At 33.0% G+C, this 26,448-nt stretch carries 27 protein-coding genes and 1 riboswitch; of the genes, 11 read left to right on the top strand and 16 right to left on the bottom strand.

The annotated features are described in order from the left end of the window. Positions 1-278 precede the first annotated feature (278 nt). From dltX to ACFVR2_RS11840, 6 genes are all read left to right on the top strand, one after another. Positions 279-422, top strand: coding sequence for a teichoic acid D-Ala incorporation-associated protein DltX (dltX, locus tag ACFVR2_RS11815; RefSeq protein ID WP_082459405.1), 144 nt, complete (start codon positions 279-281; stop codon positions 420-422). 11 nt (positions 423-433) lie between these two features. After that, positions 434-1,948, top strand: a complete 1,515-nt coding sequence (dltA, locus tag ACFVR2_RS11820) for a D-alanine--poly(phosphoribitol) ligase subunit DltA (protein ID WP_387361887.1) — start codon at positions 434-436, stop codon at positions 1,946-1,948. Further along, positions 1,945-3,096: a D-alanyl-lipoteichoic acid biosynthesis protein DltB gene (gene dltB / locus ACFVR2_RS11825; protein ID WP_387361889.1), complete on the top strand. Its 1,152-nt coding sequence runs from the start codon at positions 1,945-1,947 to the stop codon at positions 3,094-3,096. The genes dltA and dltB overlap by 4 nt, the downstream gene beginning before the upstream one ends. A 15-nt stretch (positions 3,097-3,111) precedes the next feature. Further along, on the top strand, positions 3,112-3,351 hold the full coding sequence (dltC, locus tag ACFVR2_RS11830) for a D-alanine--poly(phosphoribitol) ligase subunit 2 (protein WP_387361891.1): 240 nt from the start codon (positions 3,112-3,114) through the stop codon (positions 3,349-3,351). Then, entirely contained in the window at positions 3,348-4,565 is a 1,218-nt protein-coding gene (dltD, locus tag ACFVR2_RS11835; RefSeq protein ID WP_387361893.1) for a D-alanyl-lipoteichoic acid biosynthesis protein DltD, read from the top strand. The genes dltC and dltD overlap by 4 nt, the downstream gene beginning before the upstream one ends. A gap of 871 nt (positions 4,566-5,436) precedes the next feature. Beyond that, entirely contained in the window at positions 5,437-6,408 is a 972-nt protein-coding gene (locus tag ACFVR2_RS11840; protein ID WP_387361895.1) for a 2-hydroxyacid dehydrogenase family protein, read from the top strand. 483 nt (positions 6,409-6,891) lie between these two features. Here the strand turns inward: ACFVR2_RS11840 and metQ are convergent, their stop codons facing one another. The 11 genes from metQ to ACFVR2_RS11895 form a co-directional block, all read right to left on the bottom strand. Beyond that, complete coding sequence (gene metQ / locus ACFVR2_RS11845; RefSeq protein WP_387361897.1) at positions 6,892-7,713, bottom strand: methionine ABC transporter substrate-binding lipoprotein MetQ; 822 nt, start codon at positions 7,711-7,713, stop codon at positions 6,892-6,894. Positions 7,714-7,735: 22 nt separating this feature from the next. Next, the gene (locus ACFVR2_RS11850; protein ID WP_387361899.1) at positions 7,736-8,404 is read right to left on the bottom strand and encodes a methionine ABC transporter permease; all 669 of its coding nucleotides are present in this window, start codon (positions 8,402-8,404) and stop codon (positions 7,736-7,738) included. 1 nt (position 8,405) lies between these two features. Beyond that, entirely contained in the window at positions 8,406-9,410 is a 1,005-nt protein-coding gene (locus ACFVR2_RS11855; RefSeq protein ID WP_387361902.1) for a methionine ABC transporter ATP-binding protein, read from the bottom strand. 139 nt (positions 9,411-9,549) lie between these two features. Further along, positions 9,550-9,660, bottom strand: a riboswitch (SAM riboswitch). Positions 9,661-9,738: 78 nt separating this feature from the next. Further along, positions 9,739-10,101: a hypothetical protein gene (locus tag ACFVR2_RS11860; protein WP_387361904.1), complete on the bottom strand. Its 363-nt coding sequence runs from the start codon at positions 10,099-10,101 to the stop codon at positions 9,739-9,741. Positions 10,102-10,305: 204 nt separating this feature from the next. Continuing rightward, complete coding sequence (locus tag ACFVR2_RS11865; protein ID WP_387361906.1) at positions 10,306-10,629, bottom strand: thioredoxin family protein; 324 nt, start codon at positions 10,627-10,629, stop codon at positions 10,306-10,308. 15 nt (positions 10,630-10,644) lie between these two features. Next, positions 10,645-10,995 carry a ribonuclease M5 gene (locus ACFVR2_RS11870; protein ID WP_088014517.1) on the bottom strand — a complete coding sequence of 117 codons (351 nt, stop codon included), beginning with the start codon at positions 10,993-10,995 and terminating at the stop codon, positions 10,645-10,647. 216 nt (positions 10,996-11,211) lie between these two features. Next, positions 11,212-11,595: a glycine cleavage system protein GcvH gene (gene gcvH, locus ACFVR2_RS11875; RefSeq protein WP_098428612.1), complete on the bottom strand. Its 384-nt coding sequence runs from the start codon at positions 11,593-11,595 to the stop codon at positions 11,212-11,214. Positions 11,596-11,640: 45 nt separating this feature from the next. Next, on the bottom strand, positions 11,641-11,997 hold the full coding sequence (locus tag ACFVR2_RS11880; protein WP_098231638.1) for an arsenate reductase family protein: 357 nt from the start codon (positions 11,995-11,997) through the stop codon (positions 11,641-11,643). Positions 11,998-12,765: 768 nt separating this feature from the next. Further along, a complete protein-coding gene (locus ACFVR2_RS11885) occupies positions 12,766-14,550 on the bottom strand; it encodes an acyl-CoA dehydrogenase family protein (RefSeq protein ID WP_387361908.1) in 1,785 nt (594 codons plus the stop codon). A gap of 70 nt (positions 14,551-14,620) precedes the next feature. Then, positions 14,621-15,796 (bottom strand): acetyl-CoA C-acetyltransferase, encoded by a 1,176-nt coding sequence (locus tag ACFVR2_RS11890; RefSeq protein ID WP_387361910.1) that lies wholly within the window; start codon positions 15,794-15,796, stop codon positions 14,621-14,623. 21 nt (positions 15,797-15,817) lie between these two features. After that, positions 15,818-18,199 (bottom strand): 3-hydroxyacyl-CoA dehydrogenase/enoyl-CoA hydratase family protein, encoded by a 2,382-nt coding sequence (locus ACFVR2_RS11895; protein ID WP_387362775.1) that lies wholly within the window; start codon positions 18,197-18,199, stop codon positions 15,818-15,820. A gap of 249 nt (positions 18,200-18,448) precedes the next feature. Here ACFVR2_RS11895 and ACFVR2_RS11900 point away from each other — a divergent pair, with 249 nt between their 5' ends. Next, complete coding sequence (locus ACFVR2_RS11900; RefSeq protein ID WP_098232476.1) at positions 18,449-18,589, top strand: YuzL family protein; 141 nt, start codon at positions 18,449-18,451, stop codon at positions 18,587-18,589. A 176-nt stretch (positions 18,590-18,765) separates the two neighbouring features. Here the strand turns inward: ACFVR2_RS11900 and ACFVR2_RS11905 are convergent, their stop codons facing one another. Continuing rightward, entirely contained in the window at positions 18,766-19,683 is a 918-nt protein-coding gene (locus ACFVR2_RS11905) for a proline dehydrogenase family protein (RefSeq protein ID WP_387361912.1), read from the bottom strand. Positions 19,684-19,871: 188 nt separating this feature from the next. After that, positions 19,872-20,135: a DUF2573 family protein gene (locus tag ACFVR2_RS11910; protein WP_056468800.1), complete on the bottom strand. Its 264-nt coding sequence runs from the start codon at positions 20,133-20,135 to the stop codon at positions 19,872-19,874. A gap of 264 nt (positions 20,136-20,399) precedes the next feature. Here ACFVR2_RS11910 and ACFVR2_RS11915 point away from each other — a divergent pair, with 264 nt between their 5' ends. From ACFVR2_RS11915 to ACFVR2_RS11930, 4 genes are all read left to right on the top strand, one after another. Next, positions 20,400-21,203, top strand: a complete 804-nt coding sequence (locus ACFVR2_RS11915; protein WP_387361915.1) for a formate/nitrite transporter family protein — start codon at positions 20,400-20,402, stop codon at positions 21,201-21,203. A gap of 115 nt (positions 21,204-21,318) precedes the next feature. Next, the gene (locus ACFVR2_RS11920; RefSeq protein WP_387361917.1) at positions 21,319-22,137 is read left to right on the top strand and encodes a GDSL-type esterase/lipase family protein; all 819 of its coding nucleotides are present in this window, start codon (positions 21,319-21,321) and stop codon (positions 22,135-22,137) included. Further along, positions 22,130-23,047 (top strand): ABC transporter ATP-binding protein, encoded by a 918-nt coding sequence (locus ACFVR2_RS11925; protein WP_387361919.1) that lies wholly within the window; start codon positions 22,130-22,132, stop codon positions 23,045-23,047. Before ACFVR2_RS11920 ends, ACFVR2_RS11925 begins: the two co-directional genes overlap by 8 nt. A 25-nt stretch (positions 23,048-23,072) precedes the next feature. Next, entirely contained in the window at positions 23,073-24,032 is a 960-nt protein-coding gene (locus tag ACFVR2_RS11930) for an ABC transporter permease (RefSeq protein WP_387362777.1), read from the top strand. 61 nt (positions 24,033-24,093) lie between these two features. On the opposite strand, the gene ACFVR2_RS11935 is transcribed toward ACFVR2_RS11930, so the two are convergent. The 3 genes from ACFVR2_RS11935 to kynB all read right to left on the bottom strand — a co-directional run bounded on the left by ACFVR2_RS11935 (position 24,094) and on the right by kynB (position 26,444). Continuing rightward, positions 24,094-24,978, bottom strand: coding sequence for a cation diffusion facilitator family transporter (locus ACFVR2_RS11935; protein ID WP_387361921.1), 885 nt, complete (start codon positions 24,976-24,978; stop codon positions 24,094-24,096). Between the two features lie 125 nt (positions 24,979-25,103). Next, the gene (locus tag ACFVR2_RS11940) at positions 25,104-25,802 is read right to left on the bottom strand and encodes a tryptophan 2,3-dioxygenase family protein (protein ID WP_387361923.1); all 699 of its coding nucleotides are present in this window, start codon (positions 25,800-25,802) and stop codon (positions 25,104-25,106) included. 12 nt (positions 25,803-25,814) lie between these two features. Then, positions 25,815-26,444 (bottom strand): arylformamidase, encoded by a 630-nt coding sequence (gene kynB, locus ACFVR2_RS11945; RefSeq protein ID WP_387362779.1) that lies wholly within the window; start codon positions 26,442-26,444, stop codon positions 25,815-25,817. Positions 26,445-26,448 lie beyond the last annotated feature (4 nt).

Raw genomic sequence — 26,448 nt, forward strand, 5'->3', positions numbered from 1 at the left:
TTTTTGCTGTGCAATCTTTTAGTCCCAATCACCTTCTATCTAATAGCTACTGTATCGAAAACTTTTAGATCGTGATTAAGAAAAGATTCACTTAAATAACTTATCCTAATTGTATTAACAATTTTGTCCATTAATCTTTAAAATTGAATTAGAAAAAATTTACTTAACCTTTAATAATTTATTATCTGTCTTTAATTTTAAAAGGTGTTTTGTTAATTTTTCATCTTTTTTTCGGTGTTATAATACGTCTAGCTAAAAATTAAGAAAGGTGAAAAAAAATGGGTAAAATCCATATTTTCCGTTCAAAGACTTTAAGATTTTTATTTTATACTGCGTTTTATTTATCTATTTTACTTGCACTACTCTACTTATATGGATTTAAAGATTCATTTACAGGGACCTTTATATATAACGATTTTTAGGACGTGAGCTGATGAAATCAATTATTGAGCAAATAGATTACTGGGCAATTAATACCCCAAACACTATCGCATTTCAAAATAGTGATTACTCTTTAACATATAAAACTTTAAAGCAACAATCAGATGCGATTGCTAGCTGGATGATTAAAAATAATTTTACGAATAAGCCCATTATTGTTTATGGACATATGCAGACAGAAATGATTTCCATTTTCTTAGGAAGTGTAAAAGCAGGTTGTGCATATATTCCCGTTGATGAGTCTATTCCTTTTGAAAGACTCAAAAAAATGATTGCAAATTCTGGAGCAACTTTACTAATTACACCAAAAGAAATTACTTTAGAGGTTGAATCCGTTAAAATCATAAATTCCGGAGAACTAAAGGAGATTATTGATTCTACTAATCTAGTCAAATCTTTAACTGATTTTTATGTTAAAGACGATGATACATTTTATATTATCTATACTTCCGGTAGCACTGGAGATCCGAAAGGTGTGCAAATTACTGAAAAAAACTTACGTAGTTTTACCGATTGGATATTGAAGGATTTTAATATACACAATGGACAACGATATTTGAATCAAGCTCCTTTCTCTTTTGATTTATCAGTAATGGATTTATATCCATCGTTATTATCGGGTGGCACACTCATTGCTGTTGAAAAATCTTTGATTGAGCGACCAAAAGCATTATTCGATTATTTAAAGGAAAGTGATATTGAGGTTTGGACTTCTACACCTTCATTTATAGAGATGTGTATGATGAATCCAAATTTCAGCGAATTCTTACTACCAAACTTAAAGACTTTTCTTTTCTGTGGTGAAGTACTATCGAATAATAGTGCTAAACAGCTTTTATCTAGATTTCCTAATGCCGAGATTTATAATACTTACGGTCCAACAGAAGGAACAGTTGCTGTAACATTCGTCCAGATTACTGAGAAAGTCATAAACAAATATTCTCCATTACCGATTGGAACTCCGAAAGACGATACAATCATTTACATTATGGATGAATTGGGGAACCCACTTCCAGAAGGAGAAACAGGGGAAATTATTATAGCTGGTCCAAGCGTTGGTAAAGGTTATCTTAATAATCAATTAAAAACTGTTGCAGCCTACTATCAAATAAATGGTATGCGCGCCTATAAAACAGGTGATTCTGGTTACTTTGATCACGGACTATTGTTCTATAAAGGTAGGATCGATTTTCAAGTAAAGCTACACGGGTATCGGATTGAAATTGAGGACATTGAAAATAACATTAGAAGATTACCATTAGTCCATTCTGCAGTTATATTACCAGAGATGAAGGATGGTAAGTGTATAGATTTACATTGCTTAGTAGTCGTTAAAGAACACGATTTCGAAAAGGAATATCATCTAACACGTTTTTTAAAACAAGAATTAAATAAATATATGCCAACTTATATGATTCCAAGAAAATTTAGTTATTTACGAAGTTTACCAATGACTACGAACGGTAAAGTTGATCGAAAAAAATTATTGGAGCAAACTTACCAATGATTCCATATGGAAGTTTTACGTTTTTCGGTATTTTATTTGTTCTATTAATCCCAGCAGTCATTTTAGGCTTTTTAGGAAAAAGATCAACTAACTACACAACATTTCTTTCATTTGTGTTTTTATTATTAGTCTTTTCCTCTTCTAAAATACAAACCTTCTATCTAGTTGCTTTTATAATATGGGTAGTTATTTTAATAAAAGGTTATAGTGTTTATCGGAAGAATGCGAACCATTCAACTGTTTATTACTTAAGTGTTTTTCTATCAATTTTACCTTTAATATTTGTAAAGGTTTCACCTATTTTTGAAAGCACAACACTTGTAGGGTTTTTAGGAATTTCGTACTTAACATTTAAAGCAACACAAGTCATTATTGAAATTCGCGACCACAGTATAAAGGAAATAAACATTGTTGATTTCTTGAAGTTTTTATTATTTTTTCCAACGATCTCTTCTGGACCAATTGATCGTTTTAGAAGATTTCAACAGGATTGTCAAAAAAAGCTAACGGCTATTGAATACCAGGAGTATTTTCAAATTGGTGTTCATAAAATTTTTATTGGTTTTCTCTATAAATATATAATTGGTTATTTAATTAACGTTCATATACTTGAAACACAACTTGTAGTAGGGCATACTTTCGTCTCAAATCTAACGTATATGTATGCATATAGTCTGTACTTATTTTTTGATTTTGCTGGTTATAGTGCATTTGCAATCGGCGTTAGTTATTTAGTAGGTATTAAAACACCTGAAAACTTTAATATGCCATTCATTAGTCGGAATATAAAAGACTTTTGGAATCGCTGGCATATGAGCTTATCATTTTGGTTTCGTGACTATGTATATATGAGAATGGTATTCTTACTGACTAAGAAAAAAGTGATAAAAAATAGAAGAAATATATCTTATATCAGTTACACTACTTTATTTTTACTAATGGGTGCATGGCACGGGATCCAAATAAATTACCTACTTTATGGTTTATACCAAGCCATATTGATGTGTAGTTTTGATTGGTTTGAACAATTCAATAAGAAGAAAAAGATTTGGAAAAATAATAAACTAACACATGTATTTGCGGTTATTATTACATTCCATTTTATTTGTTTCGGATTTTTAATATTTTCAGGACATCTAGTTAACTAAAGGAGAATGAGTATAATGGAAAATTTAAGAGCAGAAGTTTTAAAAATTTTAGCAGATTTATGTAATACAGATGAAGTGATTGAAAATCCAGATATTCTGATTTTTGAAGAAGGATTATTAGATTCATTTGGTACAGTTAGCTTATTAGTTGAAATCGAAGAACAACTTGGTATCAACGTAACGATTTCTGACTTCGATCGCGAGGAGTGGGCAACACCAAATAAAATCATTTCGATTTTAGAGGCTAGAAAATGAAAAAAGTTCAATTTTTTGGGATGATAACAGCTATTTTCATTTTTTTACTAGCTTTGTATCTTCCAAATTCTTTTTATGAACTATTCATTACAAAAAAACGATTAAATAATACAGCAGCATCTTTAAACCCTGAAACATTTCAAGGGACTTTACTTCAAAACAAAATGTTAAAAGACCCAAAATTTCTACCTATTTTTGGGTCTTCAGAACTTGCTAGAAGAGACCCCTTCCATCCTTCAAGATTTTTTATGGGAGAAAAAGATGAATTTACTCCCTATCTAATTGGTCGAGGGGGATCACAAAGTCTCGTTCATTTTCTTGATTTAGCATCTTTAGGTGATGGAATAAAAAATAGAAAAATTGTGTTTGTTTTATCTCCACAGTGGTTTATTCCACATGGCATTGACGATACTCATTTTTCACCTAATTATTCTGCACTTCAAACTTATTCATTCGTTTTTAATCATACAATTGATATTTCAGTAAAGAGACAAATTGCAAAGAGACTTTTAACGCTGTCAATTATCAAAAAAGACTCTTTATTAGTTACACAATTAAAATCATTTATTTCAAATAACAAAAAAATTAAGTTCGAGGCTATGGCTGAAAAACCGTTAGCTTACACATATTTAAAAATACTTGAAAAGAAAGATCTTTTTGATACCGTTATAATGGATCCTGATAAAAACTTCCGATTAAAAAAATCAAAATATGAAGATTTATCCTGGGATCGAGTAGCTCAAGTTGCCGATAAAATTGGCAAACGTGAATCAACTTCTAACCATTTCGGTATAATTAATAAATACTATATAAAGCATATTCAAAATCGTCTTCCATCTTTAAAAAATTATAAACGAAATAGTAACTATGGTGTATCGCCAGAATATGATGACCTTCAAATGGTATTAGCATTATTAAAAAAAGAGCACACAAAAGCGTTATTTATTTCCGTTCCAGTAAATGGACCATGGTATGATTACGCTGGTTTCCCTAAAGAAGGTAGAGAAGTTTATTACAAAAAAGTAAAAAAACAAATTGAAGATGCTGGATTCCAAGTAGCTGATTTTTCTTCACATGAATACGATGAGTATTTCCTAAAAGATACAATTCACTTAGGCTGGAAGGGCTGGGTATATGTAGATCAATCTTTAAATAAGTTTTATTCAGTAAAACGTACTCCCCCTACTGCAAGTTTAAATCATAGATATCAATGAAAAAAGCAGACTAGTGTCTGCTTTTTTTACGCTGTTGAAAAACAACCTAGTCAATTAATTATCAAATTTTCGTAAAAGGAGTAGAGTGATGTTGATTTCCATTACAGAATGCTCGCTTTCCATGGGGCGAGACCTGAGCGGCCTCGGCAAGCCTGCGGGGTCTCAGCCTTCCCGCATATCCCATAGGAGTCGAGCATCCCTCCATTCCAATCAACTTATTCATCAAAAAAAGCCTGCAATAAATCCTAATCAAATATCCTTTACTTAGAGCAACCTACTGTAGTATATTAATCAGCTTGTAGGTCAATTAATATCGAACATTAATTAAACTAATCTACTGAATTTGTTTTTCTAAAAATTAGCTCATAATATTTTTAACTTCTGAAAAAAATCATTACTAGTGATTATTGGAACATGAAATTGCTCAAATATATTAACAATTAAAACCATTAATAAATCAGCCAAAAAATGATAATTTTATCATTAAATAAATGTTCATTTAATGTCCGTTTTCCCTATTGACCATTTTATATTTCAACAGCGTGAAAAACCATCTTGTCAATAAACTTCCAAATTTTCGTAAATTAAAATCATTATTTTAGCATCAAAATATGAATTTTAACATCAATAATGCTCCACTTAATATTGTTTTCCTTATAGACCGTTTTATATTTCAACACTCTGTAAAAAATGAAATATAAAATACATTTCATTATTTTGATAAATAAAAGTGAATTAGGTTGCTGAAAACACTTTAAAAATAAATATATTCTTTAAACTGCCAAATACTAAAATAAACAAAACGTATAACTTCATTTATAATAAATAGGATAACATTCACTCATTAAATTATTGAAAGAAGGTTTCTAATTTGGCACATATCTTAGTAGCTGGAAAAATCCCAGAAAAAGCTGAGCAATTATTAAAAGATCATCATGTCATTGTTTATGAAAATGAGCAATTAATTACAGAAGATGAATTGTGTGAACTTGTTGGTGGGGTAGATGCAATTTTAAGTTTACTATCCACTCCAATCACAAAAAGAGTAATTGATGCTGCTAAAAATGTAAAAATTATTGCTAATTACGGAGCAGGATTTAATAATATCGATGTAGATTATGCAACTAGCAAGGAAATTCATGTTACAAACACTCCACTTGTTTCTACAGACGCAACTGCTGAGTTAACTTTTGGAATCCTCCTAGCAGTTTCTAGAAGAATAGTCGAAGGAGACGAACTTTGCCGTACAAAAGGTTTTGAAGGGTGGGCTCCATTATTCTTTAGAGGAACAGAAGTATCAGGAAAAACTTTAGGTATTTTTGGTTTTGGAAATATCGGACAAGCTGTAGCTAAACGAGCTAGGGCGTTTAATATGAATATTATTTATCATCAACCAAGAAGATTAAGTAATGAACTTGAACAAGATTTAAATGCCACTTACGTATCAATGGAAGAACTTTTACAGACTTCTGACTATATTACCCTTCATTCTCCTTACAAACCTGAGCTACACCATTTATTTGGAAAAGAAGAGTTTTACAAGATGAAAGATACTGCGTTTTTTATCAATGCAGCGAGAGGTCCTTTAGCGAACGAACAGGAATTAGTAGATGTATTAAAGGATGGCGTTATTGCGGGAGCGGCTCTAGATGTATTTGAATTCGAACCAAAAATAACAGAAGAGCTAAAATCACTTACAAATGTTGTATTAACACCTCATATCGGTAATGCAACATATGAAACTCGTGATGCTATGTCAGAAATAGCAGCTAAAAATATTATTGAGGTTATGGCTGAACGACCACCAATCTCACCTGTAAATCAAATTCTTGTGAAGAATTAAAAATAAAAAGGGGCTGTTTCATAAGATAGATTAAATGACTTATGTGCATCCCTTTTTTTAATAGGCTTTTGTATCACTATCTAGTTGAATTTGTAGTGGGAGGTATTTTCGTTCATTTGTTGCTCATGATCGATCTTTTTTATAAATGATTAGCAGTTTTTATCAACTTTTTATTCGATATAGAAAGAAAACTGAACGCATTTACTAATCCTCCATTTAAAAGTTCTACAATTGTACAATTTTAAGGTCGTAATACCTTAACTCGTATAGATAATTTTTTATTTTATTTGCGATTCCTTGGGATTTAATTGCAAATTTGCTAATTTTATTTGCGATTCTCAAATTTTAATTGCAGTTTTGCCAATTTTATTTGCGATTTTCAAAATTTATTTGCAGTTAATCGTTTTTCAAATGAATCTTTATTACCTATATAAAAAAGAGGGTTCCCACAAAAACTCACTTGGGATACCCTCTCTTTTTTTATTATTGACTTACAGGTACTACAGCACCTTTATATTTTTTAATGATGAAATCTTGAATTTCTTTTGAGTGTAATACTTTTACAAGCTCTTTAATTTCTTTTTTATCTTTATCGCCTTTACGAACAGCAATAATGTTTACATATGGAGATTCTTTACCTTCTAAAGCGATAGCATCCTTCATTGGGTTTAATCCAGCATCAATCGCGTAGTTTGTGTTAATTAGTACTGCATCCCCTTCATTGTTTTGATAAACTTTTGGAAGCATACCAGCGTCTACGTCAGCTTGGAATTTTAAGTGTTTTGGATTCTCAGCAATGTCTTTAATTTGAGCAGTAGTTGGATCAATTCCAGCTTTAAGTTTAATTAAACCTTCTTGTTGTAATAAGCTTAACATACGACCATGGTCAGCTACTGAGCTACTCATGATAATTTTAGCTCCATTTGGTAGATCGTCTAAGCTCTTATATTTTTTAGAGTAAACTCCGATTGGCTCGATGTGAATTCCACCAGCGTTTTCAAATTTATAACCATTTTCTTTCATTTGAGACTCTAAATATGGAATGTGTTGGAAATAGTTTGCATCTAATTCTTTTGAAGCTAGTGCTTTATTTGGTAGTACATAATCTTGGAATTTAACAATTTTTAAGTTAATTCCTTCTTTTTTAAGGATTGGTTTAGCTTGTTCTAAAATAACTGCGTGAGGTACATTTGATGCACCAACCACTAATTCTTTATTTTTATCTTCTCCACCTTTATTACATGCCGCTAAAGATAATGCTAAAACACCTGCTCCTAATAAACTTGCGATTTTTTTGAATTTCAATGTCAGTTCCTCCCTTATATGATTAAGCTCTTTTATCTATTTTCGTTGTTACTGAATCACCAATAAATTGAAGAATAAATACGATTAATAAAATAATAACTGTCGCAACAAGAGTTACTTGGTTATTAGAACGTTGGTATCCTTCCATAAATGCTAAGTTACCAAGTCCACCGCCACCTACTACACCAGCCATTGCTGTATAACCAACAATTGCGATTGTAGTAACTGTTAAACCTGAAATAATTGCTGGTAAAGCTTCTGGTATTAATACTTTTACGATGATTGTAAAAGTACTAGCTCCCATTGCTCTTGCAGCTTCGATTACACCTTTATCAATTTCACGTAATCCGATTTCGACCATCCTTGCATAGAATGGTGCAGCACCGATAATTAATGCAGGTAATGCTGCTTTTGCTCCAAGCATAGAGCCAAGTATAAAGATCGTAAATGGAATTAATAGAATAATTAAAATGATAAACGGTATTGAACGAAAAATATTTACAAACGCTGCTAGGATTGTATTAAAAAATTTATTTTCAAGAAGCTGATCTTTACTAGTTAAAAATAAGAATAAACCTATTATTAGTCCAAAAATGAACGTTGCAAGCGCAGCGATTACTGTCATGAATAATGTTTCTTGAGTAGCTAAAAGCATTGCATCCCAATCAACATTCGGAAAAAGTTGTGTCATCTTATGCTACCTCCACTTCAACTTGTTTTGATTCTAAATAAGCGATTGCTTCTTTGATGTTTTTTATGTCACCAACAAGTTGAATCTTCATTGTCCCATAAGAGCCTTCAGCGGTTTGAACAATTTTTCCTTGCAAAATGTTAATCTCAATATCAAAGTGCTTAACTACCTCAGAAATATGCGGCTGATCTGCTTGACCATTTTTAAATGTTAGCTTGTAAGTATTATCTTTCCCATCACATTGAGAAATTACTTCACCTTCATCATTGCCTTTAATTTGTGTCACAAATTTCTTTGTAATTGGTTGTTTAGGGCGAGTAAATACATCAACAACATGGCCTTCTTCTACTACATTTCCGTTTTCCATTACAGCTACTCGTTGGCAAATCTTTTGAATTACATGCATTTCATGGGTAATCAGGATGATTGTAATACCAAGCTGTTTATTAATATTTGTCAATAAAGCTAATATTGAATCTGTTGTTTCTGGATCTAATGCCGAAGTCGCTTCATCACATAAAAGAACATCTGGATTATTAGCAAGTGCTCTTGCAATTCCGACACGTTGCTTTTGACCTCCACTTAGTTCAGAAGGATAAGCATTTTCTCTACCTTCAAGTCCTACAAGTTTAATTAATTCTTTCGCACGATTAATGCTTTCCTTTTTTGAAACTTTAGCAATTTCAAGAGGGAAAAGTATATTTTCTAACACAGTTCTTGACCACAATAAGTTAAAATGCTGAAAAATCATTCCTATTTTTTGTCTTGCTTTTCTTAATTGACTAGATGAGCATTTAGAGATCGATTGACCATTAATAATTACTTCACCTGATGTAGGGGACTCAAGTCCATTTAGCATACGTAATAACGTACTTTTCCCTGCGCCGCTATATCCGATCATGCCAAAAATTTCACCTGCTTCAATATTTAAAGAAACATTTTGTACTGCGGTAACTGTGCCCTTTTTACCTTTGTATATTTTACTTACATTATTTATTTGAATCATACACTTGATCTCCTTTCAAAACATTCTAACAACTTATCTTTCAATTTTTTGTAAGTAAGTACTTTTTTAGTCGCATAAAACAAAAAAACCTTTCAACTCACATGAGCAGAAAGGTTTAACATACAAAAAGTATTCCTTTCTCTCATCTCTCAAAGCATATGCTTTGCAGGAATTAGCACCATTTCAATGACGATCATTGACGGTTGCTGGGTTTCACAGGGCACAGTCCCTCCACCTCTCTCGATAAGAGTTAATCTTACGATCTATTAAGTTGTTTCACGTAATTTCTTTAACGTAAGTCCAATTCTACAAAGTTAGACACTAGTTGTCAACAATTTTCTAAAAGTTTTTTTTCGTTTTCAACACTCGTATATTGAAAAATCGTTTCCATTAGTAGTAATAATCGATAGTTCCCTTCAAAAGAAGCATCATTCAGTTTTAATAAAAGTCCTAACCTTTGCGAACCTGAATTTAGATATTCCCATCCATCTTTTGAAAAGTTAACTCTAAGTTGCGAAATCGAACGATCAATTACCTCGATAAAAGGAGCCTTTTTACTTAACTTTATAAATACTTTTTCATTTAGACAGTTAAATTCTACAATCCTTTCTTCGATTGGCAAAATGATTTGTAAATATTCCTTTTTTATAAATAAGTTTCTTGCTTGTCCTATCCACTCCTTGATTTCCATAATAAACACCTCTCCCGATTTCTTTAATCTTATTTTCTCATAGATAAGAGGTGTATTCTTTATATTTCGCTCGACATTTACTTTGATAAAAATCTATATTTTAATTTTATTTCTACAACATTCAACTCATTTCCCGAGAAATATGTCTAAAATCAGGAAATATTTTTAGCCATATAAAAAGAGTGCAACAAACAGTCTGTGCACTCATCTTTTAATATATAAATTATATTTTTTTAACAATTCATGTAAATATGGTACAGATTGAAAAGCGTAAATTTTTTGTTTCATTTCCCCATTTTCAAAAATAAGTAAACAAGGTACACTTTCAACCTTCCAGCTTTGAGCTTCCTCCACTATTTCATTAATATTCACCTTACATATAGGTAAATTTGGCAGAATCTCATTGACAACTTCTAGCATTTTAGATGCTACTTGGCATGTACCACACATTGCGGTATATATATAAATTACTGTTGTCTCTTTGGAGTGAATCCTTTGTAATATATCATTCTTTGTCCATTGCTGCATAATCTTAATTCCTCTTTAATTTGTTCGTAAATAATCTGTAAAGACTAAAATATCCGCCCCTAATAATACACTAGCTAAATGTTGACTCGGAGCTGTTGCCACTTCTCGATAACTTCGATCAATGTACAGATGCTCTGCCTGTGGAAATTCTCTTTTTAAGAGTCTTCGAAGCTTTTCACCGGCCTCATCTGCATCTACTAACACATAGATTTCTCTTAAATCTAACATTTCAGCAAGCTCATCTAGCTTTGAAGTACCAACTGTACCATTTGTACAGATAATATCTACAGGCTCCTTTATGATCGTCTGTATTTTCCTCTTATCAGTAGTACCTTCGACAATGATAACTTTTCTTTGATCTTCAATATTCACTGGGCATCACCTAATGTATAGGACTCAAAAGCTTTTGACTAAAAATCTTTTGTATATAGTATATTCGATTTCCCCTTAGTTGTTTCCTTTTTTTCCCTAAATGAAAATGTCCCTTTAAATTATGTTTTATGTAAATAAGTTAAGCTTTATTACATTAATTATACACATAAAATAAAAAAGCGCCCAAATTGGACGCTTAATTTTAGATAATTAATCTTGATTGATCATTTCTTCGTATTGACCAGCAGTCATTAACTCATCAAGTTGAGAAGCATTTGTTGCTTCAACAACTACCATCCATGCTTTTTCGTATGGAGATTCGTTTACGAATTCAGGATTTTCATCTAGATCAGAGTTTACTTCAATTACTTTACCACTGATTGGAGCATATAGTTCAGAAACTGTTTTTACAGACTCAACGCTACCGAATGGCTCATTAATAGTAAGTTCATCGCCTACTTCTGGTAGCTCAACAAATACGATATCTCCAAGCTCTGATTGAGCGAAATGAGTAATACCGATATAGTATTTATTACCTTCAACTTTTACCCACTCATGTTCTTCTGAATAACGTAGTTCATTTGGAATTGACATTGTGAAATCCTCCTCAGATTAATTACCTTAAATTATATAGTTATTTTATAACCAAACCTTTTCAAATACTTCCTCATTAAAACCAACTGTCGCTTGATCTCCATTAAAAAGTAGAGGTCTTTTAATTAATTTACCATCCGAACTTAGTAGTTCTAATAGCTCGTCCTCAGTTTTCGTTGGAATAACATCCTTCAATCCAAGCTCACGATATTTAACGCCACTTGTATTAAATAATTTATTTATAGAAATTCCACTTGCTTTATAAAGATCAGCAAGTAACTCCTTTGAAGGTGGATTTAATGTAATATCAATTGCTTCAACCGGAATATTATGTTCTTTAAGCCAAGAAGCGGCTTTTCGACAAGTTCCACATTTTGGATATGTATAAAAAATGATACTCATTTTAGCAACTCCTCCCAAATTCTATTTTATCACAGGGAATATGCGAGTTAAAATAGTTCCGTTCGAAAATTCTGTAATAAATTGTCGTCAGAACCATTATACCAATATTAACATTCTTAAACTAGTAAAATGTTCGTGTTTATAGATACTACCGAACAAAACTCCTAAATATTTTAATGGAAATTAAGTTATTTCTTAAGAACTTAAAATGATTATTTAATAGTTCTCCTCACCATTTACTAGTATGGCACAACTTATGGGAAAAATATCCTTTCTACTTCGATAAACTGTACTTAATAAGAGTAAGCCCTCTACTTCATTAGCTATATTTCAATACTTAAATAAGAAAAAACAGTCAAAAAGCCTTCATGGCAATTTAGTTTTGGAAATTACCTGTCCCAATAGCTCGCTATACGACATGCTCTTTATTACGTACTGATTTTCCTACTACCGAAGAGACAAGGAGAAATAGAACTGTATTTGCATTCCCATTATGCCCAAGCCTTATAATGTGTACAAAATGAATTTGAGGAAGGGCTACAGGAACTACTAGATGTAGCAAATAAAGCATATGAATAAGGTAATTTAAAACGCTTTAAACACTGTCTTCAAGTTTTCTGGAAATACAAAAATCATACAACCAATGAAATAGAGAATAAATTTATGGAGTTATTAGCCTAAATTGAGCTCCTAAAAGCCGTTTGATATTTGCTTCACAAATGTTAAATAAAAAAACTGCCAATTGGCAAATTGGCAGTTTTTTTATTATTAAACAGTATAACGCTCTTCTTCTAATACATTAGCTGCAATTTCACGCTTCTTCGCAATCACATTAATTGGCGTATGACGTGTAAACTTACGAAGTGCTGAAGTCATCATTCTTAATGTGTCACCAGACTCAACAGCAACAAGTGTTTCTTTCGCATGTGCTTCGATTTCATTAAAAGCTTCTTGGCAGAATACTTGCGTATAAAGTAATTTTTGGTTTGATTTTTCTAAACCTACTTTATTGATCGCTTTTTCAGTACGTAGAACTGTCGATTCCATTGCGTAAATATTGCTTACGATATCAGCAATATTTACTAGAATTTCTTGTTCAGTACTTAATCCTTTACCGAATTTTTGAACTGCTAATCCAGCAATCATGATTGCGATTTTTTTCGCATTACGAACTAAATATTTTTCTTGCTCTAAAGGAGTATCTCCAACTTCTTCAGGCATTAGCATCATTAACTCTTCTTGAATTTGTTGTGCTTGTTGAAGTAATGGAAGCTCTCCGCTCATTGCTTTTCGAAGGTAAGTGCTTGGTACAATTAAACGATTAATTTCGTTTGTTCCTTCAAAAATTCGATTAATACGAGAATCACGGTAAATACGCTCAATTTCATATTCAGCCATGAAGCCATATCCACCGTGGATTTGCACTCCTTCATCAGCTACATAATCTAACACTTCTGAACAGAAGAATTTATTTAAAGAACATTCAATCGCATATTCTGCTACAGCTGCAGCTACTGCTTTTGGATCTTTTGCTTGCTCCTCAGTTAATTGACTAAAGCGATCTTCGAAAAGTCCTACAGTACGATATGCTGAACTTTCACTTGCATAAATTTTTGTAGCCATACTAGCTAATTTTTCTTGAATTAGACTAAATTTAGCAATTGGTGTTTTGAATTGTTGGCGTTGGTTAGCATACGTTGCAGATAATTCTAAAGCACGTTTTGAACCACCAACTGTACCTACAGCTAATTTATAACGACCAATATTTAAAATATTAAATGCAATAACATGACCTTTTCCAATTTCACCTAAAAGGTTTTCTACTGGAACTTTTACATCTTCTAAAATCAATGTACGAGTTGAAGATGATTTAATACCCATTTTCTTTTCTTCTGGACCAGTCGAAACACCTTCATAATCTCTCTCAACGATAAATGCTGAGAAATGCTCTCCATCAATTTTTGCATAGACAACAAATACATCTGCAAATGCAGAGTTTGTAATCCATTGTTTTTCACCATTTAAAACATAGTGAGTTCCTTCAGCATTTAATTTAGCAACCGTTTTTGCTCCTAATGCGTCTGAACCTGAACCTGGCTCAGTTAGTGCATAAGCTGCAAATTTCTCACCTGATGCTAAGCCTGGTAAATAACGTTGTTTTTGATCATGATTTCCAAATAATACGATTGGAAGTGTGCCAATCCCTACGTGCGCTCCTTGAGAAAGTGAGAATCCACCACCACGTGAAATTTTTTCTGTAATTAATGCCGAGCTAATTTTATCTAATGCGATTCCGCCATACTCTTCTGGAACATCTGCAGCTAATAATCCTAGCTCGCCAGCTTGTTTTAATAATCTTACAGTGCGGTCGAATTCGTGTTGCTCTAAATATTCTAATTCAGGTAAAACTTCATTCACTACAAAATCTTCAGTTGTTTTTGCAATTAATTTATGCTCATCTGTAAAATCCTCTGGTGTAAAAACTTTATCAAAAGTCACTTCTGTTGTTAAAAAGCTTCCGCCTTTAAGTAAGTTACCGATTGTTTTTTCCATCAAAAATTCCTCCTATTTTCTATTTACTTGTATGAAGACATGATTCTAACAATCTATTTACGTACATCTATTAAACTAATTCAAATACTCCGGCAGCTCCCATTCCGCCACCTACACACATTGTTACGATCCCGAACTGCTCTCCACGACGCTTCATCTCATGTAATAAAGATAAAGTTAATTTAGTACCAGTACAGCCAAGTGGGTGCCCTAATGCAATTGCTCCACCATTAACATTTACTCGGTCTTCATCAAGACCTAAGTGACGAATAATTTGAATTGATTGGGAAGCGAAGGCTTCATTTAATTCAAATATTCCAATGTCAGATAAACTTAATCCTGCTAATTTAAGAGCTTTTGGAATTGCTTCAACTGGTCCAATTCCCATAACCTCAGGAGCTACTCCAGCGACTGCGAAAGAACGGAATTTTAATAATGGACTTAACCCTTCAGCTTCCGCTTTTTCACGATCCATCACTAAGACTGCTGCTGCCCCATCACTCGTTTGTGAAGAGTTTCCAGCCGTTACTGAACCTCTCACATTAAATGCTGGTCTTAATTTAGCTAATACTTCAGAAGATGTAGCTTCACGTACACCCTCATCTTGAGAGAAAGTAAAATTCTTTTCTTCTAATTTATTGTTTACGTTAACTGAACGTAGCATTACATCAACTGGAACGATTTCGTCTACAAAACGTCCTTCTTTAATAGCTGCTGCTGCACGCTTATGACTACGTACCGCAAAAGCATCTTGATCTTCTCTTGAAATGCCATAACGATTGGCAACTTGCTCAGCAGTATGCCCCATACCCATATAATACTCTGGTGCATTTTCTACTAATCTACTATTTAAACGAGCAACATGCCCTCCCATTGGAAGTAAACTCATTGATTCTGCTCCGCCCGCAATAATCGCTTCAGAATGACCTAACATAATTCGTTCACTTGCATAAGCAATACTTTGTAGACCTGAAGAACAATAACGGTTCACTGTAATTCCTGGAACTGAATGCGGTAATCCAGCTAGTGCCCCTATATTACGTGCCATGTTGAATCCTTGCTCGGCTTCTGGGGATGAGCAACCAAAAATAATATCATCGATTGGACCATCGTAATTTCCAGCACGCTTTAATGTTTCTTTTACAACTAATGCCCCTAAATCATCTGGACGAACTGTTGCTAGTGACCCCTTTTTCGCTTTACCTACAGGTGTTCTCGCACCCGCTACAATAACAGCTTCTCTCATGTTCTTCCCTCCATCTTTAGATTAATTACGTAACGGTTTTCCTTTTACAAGCATGTGTTGCATACGTGCTTGAGATTTCATTTCAGAAATTAAATTTAAAAATGCTTCACGTTCAATATTTAATAAATACTCTTCGTCTACTAACGTTCCGAATGGTACTTTTCCACCTGCAATTACATACGCTAATTTCTTAGCAATTGTTAAATCATGTTCACTAATATAGCCAGAATAGTACATTGAGTTTGCACCAGCTAATAAAGTTGCATAACCAGACTCACCAACTACTGGTACTTTTACACGAATTGGAGCGCTATAACCAGCTTCATATAACTCAAGTACTCGTTGTTTTGCTTCATAAATTAAATGATCTGCATTAAATACTTTGCGATCTTCATGATTTAGGAAACCATTTTCAAATGCTTCTTGTGCAGAAGTCGATACTTTTGCCATTGCAACTGTTTCAAATACTCGATTTGCAAGACCTTGTAGGTCAAACTCAACACCTTCTGGGAACTGTTTTAATTGTTTAATGTAAAGCTCTTTACTACCGCCCCCACCTGGGATTAAGCCTACTCCAACTTCTACTAAGCCCATATAAGTTTCAGAAGAGGCAACTACACTAGCAGCTGGTAAACAAATTTCAGCACCACCACCTAATGTCATACCATAAGGAGCTACAACTACCGGTTTATCCGAGTACTTAATTTTCATCATTGCTTGCTGGAATCCTTTAACAACCATTTCAATTTCAAAATAGTTGTCATCTTGCGCTTCCATTAAAATCATTGCTAAATTAGCACCAACACAGAAGTTTTTAGCTTGGTTACCAATTACTAAACCTTTATAATTCTTTGAAACTTCGTCAACTGCGAAGTTAATCATTTGCGTAATATCCATACCAATCGCATTGCTCTTTGTATGGAATTCTAAACATGCAACTCCATCACCAAGGTCAATTAAACTCGCACCTGAATTTTGTTTAATCATTCGACCTTGTTCTTTTAAAACTCTTAATTTAACTTCTTTATCATTTCTTACTTGCTCTTCATATTGGCCATTATGATAGAAGCTAGTAACTCCATTGTCTTGCTTATAAAATGTTTCGTTACCACTATCGATCATATTCTTAACCCAATTCGGTACAGTTAAGCCTTCGCTTTCCATACGTACGACCGATTTGGATACACCAATTGCATCCCAAATTTCAAATGGTCCTAAATCCCAGCCAAATCCCCACTTCATTGCTTGGTCAATTCCGACGATGTTATCAGAAATTTCACCAGACAATTCAGCTGAATAGACTAATACCGGGCTAATAATGCTCCATAAGAAGTTACCTGCTCGATCATCAGCGTATACAAGCGCTTTCAACTTATTCGCTAAGCCTTTAACTTGTTTAATGCTTTCAGTTGAAGCCGTTTTTAGGCTTTTTCTTTCTCCATATTCAAATGTGCTTGGATCTAATTCTAAGATTTCTTTACCTTGCTTTAGAAAGAATCCTTGCCCAGACTTACTTCCAAGCCAATTACGATTAGCCATTTCCTTCATAAATTCTGGAACTTTAAATACTTCTTTCTCTTCGCCTTCTACTAGCTCATACACATTGTTTGCAACATGGATAAATGTATCTAAACCAACTACGTCCAAAGTACGGAATGTAGCACTAGAAGGGCGTCCAATCATTGGTCCAGTAATTGAATCAACTTCTCCAACACTGTATCCGCCTTTTAGCATTTCTTGTACAGTTACAAGTAATCCATAAGTTCCGATACGGTTTCCAATAAAGTTTGGAGTATCTTTTGCTAATACAACGCCTTTACCTAAAACGTCTTCTCCAAAACTTTTCATAAATGTAAGTACTTCTTCAGATGTATGTTTAGTAGGAATAACTTCTAATAATTTTAAATAACGTGGTGGGTTAAAAAAGTGAGTGCCTAAGAAATGTTTCTTGAAGTCATCTGAACAGTCTTCAGACATTGCTTCAATTGAAATACCTGATGTATTTGAGCTCACGATTGAGCCTGGTTTGCGGTATGCATCTACCTTTGCTAATACTTGTTTTTTAATTGCTAAATTTTCAACAACTACTTCAATAATCCAATCAACTTCGCTTAAACGACTCATGTCATCTTCAAAGTTACCTGCTTGAATTAACGTTAAGTTTTTCTTAGACGCAAGAGGAGCTGGCTTTTGTTTCAATAATTTCTGAATAGCCGTTTGACTAAATCGATTACGAAATTCTTTGGAGTCAGTAGAAAGACCTTTTGCAGCATCTTCCTCAGATAGTTCTCTTGGGACAATATCAAGTAATAATGTTGGAATACCTATGTTTGCCAAGTGTGCAGCGATACCAGATCCCATCACACCAGAGCCGAGTACAGCGGCTTTTTTAATTTTTTGGATCATATGCATTTCTCCTCCTCATATCTTGAATGAATACTCATTCACTTTCTGGATAAAACAATCCATTATCAATGAGCTCTCTTCTTCCACTATATGATAAATTCTTATTTTTCGCAATAAACAAAAAGTTCAAATTAGTAAAATTTTATTTATGATCTAAATTCCTCCCTCTCCTTTTTTTATCACACTCCATTTTTTACTAATAAGTTTATTTAAATAGGTTAGTCTAAGAAATGGAGGTGATAAGATATGAAACGTGAAAGAAATCCATCAAAGGGTGGAGTTAGTGCAGCAAGTGTTCAAGGTAATGCAAGTCATGGAGATCAAAGAGAAGAAAAAGGTAGACAAAGTAACAATCAGCAGTACGGTAAAAAAAATATGGGTCAGTAAGCTTTTTTCACTCAAATTTAATAAAAAAACTAGGACCTTACTGATTTAAGCAATTATATGAATAATGTTGTTTTACTAATAACTACTTATCACAAAAAATCCTGTATAAAGAGAAAAAGGCTGACTAAAAAGGATCCTCACTCAATCCTTTTTAGTCAGCCTCTTTAATTTTAAAATTATTTACTGAACATTCCTTTTAATACGAATGCAACGTTTGCAGGGCGTTCTGCTAGACGACGCATGAAGTATCCATACCAGTCAGTACCATAAGGAACATAAACTCGCATATTATAGCCTTCTTTAACAAGCTCTAATTGACGCTCTGTGCGAATTCCGTATAACATTTGGAACTCAAATTGATCGTTTGGAATATTATGCTCTTTTACTAATTGTTTTGTATACTCAATCATTGCTTCATCATGTGAAGCGATTGCAGTAAAGTTACCGTTTAATAAGTGCATTTTAATGATTTTTTTGAAGTTTTCATCCACATCTTTTTTCTCTGGGAATGCTACTTCAGCAGGCTCCTTATAAGCACCTTTTACTAAACGTAAGTTTGGTTTTAAACTGTTTAAATCTGTAATATCGTTTTCAGTTCTATATAAATAAGCTTGGATAACTGTTCCGATATTATCGTACTCAGATCTTAATTGCTTAAAGATACGAATTGTTTTTTCACAACGAGTGAAATCTTCCATATCGATTGTAACGAATACACCACTCTTTTTAGCTGCCTCTAAAATACGACGCATATTTGATAAAACTAACTCGTCAGAAATATCAAGACCCATCGAAGTCATTTTAAGAGAACATTGTGAATTTAATTTTTCTTTTCCAATCGCCTCAATCGCTTCGATGCAGTGATCAGCCATTTCATTTGCTTCTTCAACCGTGTCTACGAACTCTCCAAGATAATCAATTGTTACTTTTAAATTCTTTTTATTTAAATCCTTAATAACTTTTGTAGCTAAATCGATTGTTTCGCCTGCAACAAAACGTCCTGCACCAAATCTTAGGCCATATTTTTTAGCCATTTTAGTCAAAAACTTATTTTTAGACATAAATAAAAAAGCATTCTTCATAACTTGTTCCATTACTCTACCCCCAAAATTAAACTTTACTTTTCTCTATATATATTACTAATGTATCATCTATTGAAATTTGTTAAAACAATTATTTAATAATTTGTCGAATTTTGTTTATTGGAAAATGTATGCCCTTACTTAATATTATATTATCATAATTTATATATGTCGTCATCTTTGAAAATTATGGATAAATATTATTGCTTATTTTTGTTAGCCATAGCTTCTCTATGCTGGTCATTTAACGTTTTAATCTCTTTTATTAAATTAACAACTTCTTCTTTAGCTTGAGGATATGTATCATTCCAATGTTTTACTAATGCGGGCATTGATTTTGATATGTATGTATACATAACCCATTTTTCCACTTTTGCTTGTTTTTCCTCTGACCAATCTCCTAATAACAATTCCGTATATTTTTTTAGTAATGCATCAAATTTTGCTTCAAATTCATTTTCCAAACGAAATCACCTCTCCATATTTTTATTAAGTTTTCAAAATCCAATTTGAATCTTCCTTTTTTTACCTAAACCTGTTTACTATGAAATTATATTATATTTTCAACCAGTATTCAGATGATTATTTAAAAATGTAAAGTATAAATAATAAATAGTATATAACTTAATCAATTTCATAATTTGTTCATAATTTCACAAACTTATCATCATTTTTTGTTTGTATACTATGTATGTGTTTAATCAAAGACGTATAGGGAGTGAAACCACTTGGAACGAGATAGTATCCAATATTGTATTGATTTAGCTCTTAAAAAAAAGAAAATACTAGACCAAAGCTTAGTTAAATATTTAACACGCGCTGCTTTAGCTTCTATTTATATAAGCTTTATTCTCATTGTTTGTTTAAAATTAGCAGAATTATTTAGATTACAAGGTTCACCATTTACATCTATAGCTTATCCATTCGTTTTCGCTACAGCATTAGTTATGATCATATATGGTGGTGGAGAGTTATTTACTAGTAATACGATGTATTTTACGTTTTCAACTTTAGCTAAAAAAACTTCGAAACTAGATTTAGTAAAAAACTGGATTGCATGTTATTCAGGCAATATTATTGGAGCATTTATTTTTGCAATTATTTACTATTTAACAGGTTTAGCAAAAGATTTTCCTGCCGATCATTTTTTAACGGGTGTAGTTGACCATAAAATTCACGCTTCATTCTTCCACTTATTTTTTAAAGGTGTTTTATGTAACTGGCTTGTCTGTCTTGCTTGTTTTTTACCAACTAGATTTAAAGATGATTTAGCAAAAATGTTACTGATCTTTTTATTAGTATTTGCGTTCTTCTTCTCTGGTTATGAACACAGTATCGCAAATATCGCTGTCTTTACATTATCCTATATTATGCCACATAGTGTAGCCTTTACGTTTGGTGATGTATTGCATAATTTAATTCCAGTTACAATTGGAAATATTATTGGTGGTTCAGTTGGTGTCGGAATGGCATATTACTTCTTGAATAATGAACGAAAATTAGAAGTAAAAGAATTAAAACGTGCTTCATAAAACTAATCTACCTGTCTTCTTTTTTTGGAGGACAGGTTTTTTCGTGCAAATCTAATTTTATTATGGTAATAATGATTTTATAATGAAAATTTTTCCTTTTTTGGTGGTGTAAAATTTGAAATACAATAATTTTGTTCGGTTTATCATGTTCATTTCATTACTATGTTTCCTTTTATTATCATATGGCTTCGTGAAAGGTGCCTATACAGTTTTAAATCCTCAAAAAAACAAACTAATCGTGAATAATAATGCACTGAAAAAAAAGCAAAATGACAGTGTTCATAAAAACAATAAACTGAGAATTGTTGCATTGGGTGACTCACTTACGCGTGGTGTCGGTGATGATGAAGGAACAGGTTATGTAGGAAGATTAAAATCCATTCTTCAAAAAGAGTATAAACAACCAACAACGATCACGAATTTAGCTGTTAGTGGCGCAAAAACATCAAATTTACTTAACGATTTAAAGAAAAAAAATATTCAAGAAACGATTGGCTCTGCTGACATAATCGTTCTTTCCATTGGAAGTAATGATTTATTTCCTGGCGCTAATCAATTAAACGAACAATTTTTAAAGACATACCGTCCAGATGAAAAAACGTTCAAAAATAATCTACAATCAATTTTTAAACTAATACGTCAAAAAAATTCTACAGCATCTATTTATGCGTTTGGTTATTATAATCCATTTCATAATGTTCAAGGCTTAGATGCATCTTCAAGCTTTGTATCGAGATGGAATAATCTACTCGAATTATCGGTACTTCAAACTAATAATGCATACGTCATTCCTACATTCGATTTATTTTTTAATGAAGAAAAGAAATATTTGTACACTGACCATTTTCATCCGAACAAAGACGGTTATATTGAAATGGCAAATCGCTTAACTAGTAAAATAGGAAGTCAGCTTCGAGGTGAGTCGAATGAATAAAGTTCTTAAATTAGAAGGTGTTACAAAAAGCATTAAAGGAAAAGTACTAGTCGATAAAATTTCATTTGAAGTTTTTGAAGGTGAAGTGTTTGGCTTTCTAGGTCCAAATGGAGCTGGAAAAACAACAACTATTCGAATGCTAGTCGGATTAATCAAACCAACACAAGGAACGATTGAAATCGCTGGTTATCCAGTTAAAACGCATTTCAAAGAAGCGATGCGACAAATCGGATGTATTGTAGAGAATCCCGAATTATACGGATATTTAACCGGATGGGAAAATCTAAATCAATTTGCGAGAATGTTAGGAATTAAAGATGATAAAAAAATAAGTGAAGTCGTAAATTTAGTAAAATTAACTGAACGGATTCATGAAAAGGTAAAAACGTATTCACTCGGAATGAAGCAAAGATTGGGGATTGCTCAAGCATTACTTGGAGGCCCAAAACTTCTTATTTTAGATGAACCAACTAATGGATTAGACCCAGCCGGTATTCGAGAATTACGTGAATTTATTCATATGCTTGTAAAAGAGCAAAATATAAGTGTATTTATTTCAAGTCATTTATTAAGTGAAATCGAAATGATTTGTGATCGAGTAGGAATTATAAATAAAGGGAAAATGGTTAGAGTTTCAACAGTTAAAGAATTAGTAAAGGAAGCTGCTGAAAGAGTTGAATGGCGAGTTTCTCCATTACAAAAAGCGCTAGATTTATTAAAAAAGGATTCTACGATTCAAGATATCGTAGTAAAGGATGAACTTATACTATGCCGAATGTCGCCTCTCAAAATTAATGAGGTCATTCAACATTTCGTAGCAGAAGATGTACAAGTGAATGGCGTTAAAACAATGTCTGAAACATTGGAAGATTTATTCATGGAAATGACTGGAGGCGAAGTTCGTGGCTGAACTAATTAGACTCGTCTTTAACGAAATTGAAAAAATGGTAAGGAAAAGAAGAATACTTGTTATCTTTTTCATTTTAGCAGTGCTTATCCCTATTTTTGTTTATGCTCAACTGCAGCAAACTGAAGAAACAATTAAAAGACTTGGTACTGATAATTGGAAAGTAGCACTTCAACAAAAAATAGTCGACCAACAAAATAGATTGAACTCATCAGGAATACCTGAAGAATGGAAAAGTTGGTTAAAAGTTCAAATTGATCAAGAGCAATATTATTTGGATAACGATATAAATCCTACTACGCCTGGTGCTCCTACATTTATACGAAAATTAATTGAACAAAGTATTGGGTGGCTACTTCTACCTTTATTGGTCATGGTCATCACAATCGATATTATATCTGGTGAGCGAAGCGACGGTACAATAAAAATACTACTAACCCGCCCCATCAAAAGATGGAAGGTGTTACTTAGTAAATACATATCAATTTGTTTATTAATCTCTTTTCTTCTCGTTCTATACGGTGTATTGGCTTATGTCGTTTCAGGATTTGTTTTCAGCTTTAAAGGCTGGACAGTACCTGTGTTAACAGGATTTGTCATCAAAAATAACCAGCTAATAACTGATTCCGTTCAACTAATTCCCCAATGGCAATACATCATAATGGCATTTGGACTTGCTTGGTTTGTCTGTATTATAATTGGAACTCTTTCATTTATGGTATCGGTATTAGTTCGGACAACCCCCGCTGCAATGGGCATTATGCTAGCCGCTTTAATAACAGGAAGCGTCCTAAGCGGACTAGCTACATCATGGTCAGGAGCAAAATACTTCTTTAGTGTAAACCTTGGCCTAACTGACTACTTAGCTGGTCAACTTCCTTCCATTGAGGGACTGAACATGCACTTCTCTTTAATGAATTTATCAATATGGGGAGTATTAGCTTTACTAATCTCTTTCATTGTATTTATTAAGCAAGATATGAATTAAATAGAAAGGGGATCGAAAAAGTTTAAATTCTTTTCCGATCCCCTTTCCTGTTTTATAAGCCTTAATCCTTTCCTGTTCTCCCTGACCTTAATGGCTCTACATGAATATGTGTATATTGAATTCCATGTTGTTCGCTTAAGATCATTTCGATTTGGTCTGTGATGCCGTGACTTTTACTCACATCTATTCCGCCGTCTACTTCAATGACTACATCTGCGATTGTTGTATTTCCGTACATTCTTGCTCTTAGATCTACAACTTTATGTACACCTGGTACTTTATCAACTGTTTCAGTAAAGAGATTCATTTCTTCTGGATCGAATCCATCCGTTAATAGAAGGGTAGCATCATAAAAAATCTCCCATGCTGTTTTGCAAATAATGACACCTACTAAAATGGCCGCGATCGGATCGATAATAGGAAAACCAATCGAAGCACCTAAAACACCAATCGTCGTTCCGAAGCTAACTAATGCATCTGAAAAATTATCTTTTGCTGATGCCTCAAGCCCTTTACTCTTCGTTCTCTTAGCAACTTTATTATTATAAAAGTAAATACCAAACATAAAAATTCCAGAAGCAAATGCCACTACAGCTGCTAGTCTATTCGGAGTCTCAAATTCTCCAACGAAAAGTGAGCGAATATTTTCAATAATAACCTGTAAACCGACTGACATCATAATAAAAGACGCAATTAAAGTAGCTATTTGCTCTGCTCTTGAATGCCCATAAGGATGGTCTAAATCTCTCGGTTTTCTTGCGATTCTTATTCCGATCAATACAGCCAAAGTCGCACCAATATCAGTCACATTGTTAAGTCCATCAGCTAAAAGAGCACTAGAATCTGTATAAAAGCTAACAAGTACTTTTACAGTCGCAAGAACTAAGTAGGAAATAACACTTAAAAAAGCAGCAAAGTCTAATTGCTTTTGAAGATTTTTCTCCATGTAATCACCCCGCCCTAATAAAAAATCATATGGGCTTATCATACCCATAATGCAATTTTTCCATTTTAAGTAAAAAAAAACAGAATCGAATACTCGAATCTGTTTTTCCTATCATAACAATTTAATTAAAGTGGCTTTGGATTATAGCTTGATCCCGTTAAATCTGTTAAGTCACAAACCGTTTGCCATAATTCAGGATAAAATTCAAATCGAACAGCACGTTCTAATGCTTCTGCTGGTACTCCTTTTAAGCTCTTTGTATTCATACCAATCATGCGACGAACAAGTTGAATATGTAGCCTGCGGAATGATTGGAATCTTTCATCGAAGCAAGTTAATTCTTGCATTAATTGGAATAACTCAAAGTTTTTAGCTGCATCTTGATGTAATTGAACAGGTGTAAGTAAATTTTCATCTAATAATTCTTTAAAAGGCTGCCAAAGTGTTGGACCTAATTTTAAGATTTCATTAAATCCTGGAGAATCTTGACCGCTACCTTTTCCTAAAGCTAAACGAATAATATGATAGTCACTTGGACTTACTAGTTTTACCATATCAAAAACTGCTGGTAAATGTACTAGATGATTATTAATGCGTTGTAAGTGGTGTGTTGCTTTCGTAACCTCTTTTGCACGCATGTGTTTATCTGCAAAATGAATAGATTGGATGATTAATTTAAAATGTAACTCAGCAATTTGGTGAACCGTTTGAAACGTTAATTCATCCGGACAAAATAATTCTTCGTCAGGTTTTTGTAAACTTAATAATTCTTCTGTTCGAATATACTTCTCGTAATCTGTCAGTTTTTTTTGCTCTTGTGTCATTTCTAAATCCCCCTAAACTAATTTACGTAAAACTGCTCGTACTGGACTACCATCTGCATCTGTTAAAGGTAGCGGTAATGCAATAAGCTCATACTCACCTGGCGTTACATTTCTTAAATCAACCGATTCAAGAATATGAATATCCGCATGATGAAGAGCATGATGTGCTTCTAGTTCCTTACTATCAAGTGGGTCTACTGAAGGTACATCTACTCCAATTAATTTAACGCCTTTTTCATGTAAAAATTCCGCTGCATCCTTTTCAATATGAGGAATTCTCTCTGGGAAAACGCTATCATTTTTCCATGAATTTGTTTTAATTAATAAACGTTCTATACCATCTAATTGAAAAGCTTCTAAGTCTGATTTTTTAATACTTTCTACTTCAATCAGCTCGATTACTTTTGCAATTCCTACATATAAATTAGGATCTAAATCGATGACCCTTTTACCATTCTCATCAAAATGAAATGGTGCATCAATATGCGTCCCTGTGTGAGTACTTAAAGTTAACTTCCCAACATTAACAGAGCCACTTTCTTCTTTTGTCCAGCTCACTTGGAATGAAAAATTTGTATCTCCTGGCCATACAGGCATACCATCTTCAAGTCTTCTTGATATATCAATTAATGTCATTGGCATACAT

Source organism: Gottfriedia sp. NPDC057991, from assembly GCF_042886615.1.
In the GTDB taxonomy this organism is placed as follows: Bacteria; Bacillota; Bacilli; order Bacillales; family Bacillaceae_G; genus Gottfriedia.